We start from the raw sequence: 3,564 nt of genomic DNA on the forward strand, positions 1-3,564 counted from the left end.
TATGGTCTCTTTCCATTAAGCCATCAAATAATGACTCATCAATCGATAAGAATTTAATATTCGCTTTACCGGTAACTACAACTTTTTCAAGCTTTAGCTTGTTTTTATTTGACAGTCCACTCTCAATAACGTAAAAAATTACATTCGATTTTTTTGTAGTGTTACTAAGTAATGAATTGATCATTACTCCTAGGGGTTTGGCGTATATATCATTGGTTGCCGTAACGATATGAATATGTTCCATGTACTGACACTCCCTTCATGTATTTGTCAACATTTTATGAAAATGGACAGAGAAGTGCTTGTACCTTCACCCTATTATTAAAAGATAGGGCTCTATACGCTACAATGTTCATAGTATAAAAAAGCTTGTAACCCATTATTGGGCTACACGCTTCTTTATCGCCTTAAAAGAGATATTTGAGCTAATTACTTAATGGATACGCTCATCTTCCTTCAAACTCATGTGCTGGTCCCTAAAAATTTGTCATAGTATTGCTCTTGAACTTGGATTTGCTTGTTTAAATTAAAATCTTTTTCAACCTTTTTCCTAGCTTGTTTCGTATAACTTTTACTTCGTTTGGGGTCCTCCAGAAGTTTGATGATTGCATTGGCCAATGCTTTATGGTCTTTTTCCTTCCGATTTTTCTCGAAGGCTTCTTTTTGCGCAGAAGCATCATTTCCTCTAAAACTCACGATAAGCGGTATCTTATAAAGAGTCGCCATAGGCAAAATTTTAACTGCATTCTTACCTGAATGAGCATGGATTGCTTTTATATTAAGCTTCTGAATAAATGCAGACCAATCATTGATATCGCCGATGTGAAAATATTCATACGGATACTTTTGATCAGGATTTCGGTGAGCAAACTCTCCAATTACGATGGAACGATATTTTTGCAGGTTAGTAATTTGACGGTACTTAAAATCCTGATTCACCTTTATATCACTGGATAGAAAATGAGCAATTGTATTTTCCATGCTAACCACCAATCCGAGCCACTATATTTTTTTTGAAGATACTTTGCAGCATCCTTAAATAATACGTATTTACGATACCTCTTAAGAGTTTTCCTCCATTTTCTGTTGCTCGAAGCTTTATATGGCAAGGGCTTATCTAAATGACTCAGCGGAGATGTGCCAACTTCTGAATGAATAGCTCAAACCATCTAAGAAGATTATCCAGCCGTTTTATATCATTTCTCCCTTGTCTATCGATCTTCTCTATTTTTTTAATTTGTCTCTTCAATTCAGGTAGTTCCGTTAATTTAAATCTTTTTTTATCCGTCTGGTTAAGACCGAACAAAAACAATTCCAAATTTGGATATTTTTTTAGCATGATCGCCAAGTCGTGAAACCTATAGCACTCTATCTTTGACCGCTCTTTTTTGAGAAGATGGTTTTGGTGTGTGGCAACTATTCGAGGCTCAAGAACAAATTTATGACCAGCAAGATGGAGACGATACCCTATCTCTCTATCTTCATGTCGTTTGCGAATTTCTTCATCAAAGCCATTGATTGCAAGCAAGCTATTACGTGGAACCGAGCTGTTTGAACTGGTGTAAACCAGCCAGGGCATGGGGCATTTATTTAAATCAGGATATTTTCCCACAAACTCACTCGTGACTTTACTCACCTTTCGAGGAATTATCTGATCCGTAAAACCTGTACAGATTTCATCCAGAGTTAGAACAGGGATGGGACGTCCATCCTCTGAGAACCCATGAGAAGTCCGTTTTTCTAGTTCAGGTATTTTTTTCTTCATTTCACGCCACAACTTGGAATCCAGTTGTTCAGGATATATCATAGTATAAATATGAAAGCGATAAGGAGCGGATACAACGAGTTGACCGCCTTTTTTGTGAGCTTTCCAGTGATACTTTAAATAGTGGGGGGGGACGATTATATCACTGTCCGAGAAAACAACTATTTTCCCCACCGCTTCGTCTATTCCACGGTTCCGCGCATAAGAAGCTCCCATATTATCTTTTAGCTGTACCGTTTTAAGCTGAAATGGCCATAATTGACTTCTTATATGATCTATCGTTCCGTCTGTAGACCCGTCGTCTACGACAATGACTTCAAACCGGTCATTTGGGAAAGTTAGAGCTGTTAAAGAGGCAAGTGCATAATCAAGATAGTCCTTGCGGTTATAACATGGAATTACCACACTTATATCAATCAATTAAATCACTCCTATCAAAAAAGTGAATTGTATATTTTTCGTTGAAGCTCCAATTGTTTTTCTAAATTAAATCGTTCCTCCACCATTTCTCGGGCCCGTACCGCGAATTTGTTGCAAATATTTGGATTTTCTCTTAGTTTCGCTATAGCGTTGGCTAAATCATGAGGATTGTTTTCCGGCACTAGCAGACCATTATAATTGCTCTCTATCAGTCCAGGGATACCGGCGTGATAGGTCGATACAGTTGGTAGTCCAGTTGCCATCGCTTCTTTAAGTGCATTAGGGATTCCTTCAATATTTCCGTTCACCGTACAGCTTGGGTGACAGAACAGATGCGCCATATGTAATTCTTTATGCAGTATCTTGTTGTTTACATATTCGCAAGTGGTACCATGTCCGCTCCTAACCCACCGAAATGAGCATGAATCATAGTAATTGGATATTTTTTGCGTATATGTTTTAGATCTTTGGAGAGATCCTTTCTAGGGAAGAACCGTTTAAAAGGCAATTTTTCAAGATAGTATCCCCCACTTACTACCGATGGATATCCTTTTATACCAACAATCTGGTTATACATATAGAAGTTTGAAACATGGCTTGTAATCTGATGAAGGACATACCTCTTCAAGTAGACTCCTACCTCCCTTATAGTATTTACTTCCTTACATCATACGAAAACCTGCTAGTTAAAGTGTTCCGCTCATGCTGAAATATGACTAAACCTAATTAAAAGTGGACTTTAGACGGATCCTCTATATAAAAAACAAACAAAAAAAGAGTGAATCTATATGACTAGATTCACTCCACTTGTTTTCTGTTCAAGCATTTTATTCAAAATAGTGCCGATGTGTGCACCTGCCTCAACAGGAGGTGTACCTCCATGATGAATATTGGAAAGCACTGTTCGATTTGATTCCAGCATTCCCTTTCTAGGACGATAACACATATAGGCGCTCATAGAGGAGGAGGAGACGAGACCCGGTCGCTCTCCAATTAACAAGACTAGCACATCCGGCTGCAAAATTTCTCCAATATGATCCATTACCGCCACACGCCCGCCTTTAACGAATATTGGTGTTCCTTCCGTTAGACCATACGTCCGTAAGGAATTCCTTAAGGTGGGGTAAACGTCTGCCAGATTATGTTCAACCGCATTAGCACTCAGTCCATCTGACACAACGATTTGCACTTGTGCGCCTTTCTTACAGCTCTGAAGCAGCTGTTCCACACTATCGTCCGTCAAAAGTCTGCCCATATCAGGCCTTTTCAAGTAATTCTCAATATTTTCATATTGCGTTTCTATTCGGAGTAATTGAAATTTCTCTAACAGCTCGTTGCGAACCTCTCCGTACACCGTATCAACCGCTCCAGCATGATCG

5 protein-coding genes and 1 pseudogene are annotated in these 3,564 nt (G+C 38.8%); all 6 read right to left on the bottom strand.

Features of this window, described 5'->3' with window-relative positions; genetic code table 11:
- Nucleotides 1-244: pseudogene (locus AC1DWN_RS30385) on the bottom strand (hypothetical protein); the annotation flags it as partial.
- A gap of 218 nt (nt 245-462) precedes the next feature.
- The gene (locus AC1DWN_RS30390) at nt 463-981 is read right to left on the bottom strand and encodes a glycosyltransferase (protein WP_477562591.1); all 519 of its coding nucleotides are present in this window, start codon (nt 979-981) and stop codon (nt 463-465) included.
- A 145-nt stretch (nt 982-1,126) separates the two neighbouring features.
- Nucleotides 1,127-2,185: a glycosyltransferase family 2 protein gene (locus tag AC1DWN_RS30395; protein WP_477562592.1), complete on the bottom strand. Its 1,059-nt coding sequence runs from the start codon at nt 2,183-2,185 to the stop codon at nt 1,127-1,129.
- Nucleotides 2,186-2,199: 14 nt separating this feature from the next.
- The gene (locus tag AC1DWN_RS30400) at nt 2,200-2,526 is read right to left on the bottom strand and encodes a glycosyltransferase (protein WP_477562593.1); all 327 of its coding nucleotides are present in this window, start codon (nt 2,524-2,526) and stop codon (nt 2,200-2,202) included.
- A gap of 29 nt (nt 2,527-2,555) precedes the next feature.
- Complete coding sequence (locus AC1DWN_RS30405) at nt 2,556-2,813, bottom strand: hypothetical protein (RefSeq protein WP_477562594.1); 258 nt, start codon at nt 2,811-2,813, stop codon at nt 2,556-2,558.
- A gap of 156 nt (nt 2,814-2,969) precedes the next feature.
- The coding region (gene eutC / locus AC1DWN_RS30410) for an ethanolamine ammonia-lyase subunit EutC (protein WP_477562595.1) at nt 2,970-3,564 on the bottom strand (595 nt) is incomplete at its 5' end.

Source organism: Paenibacillus sp. P4_A7, from assembly GCF_056402455.1.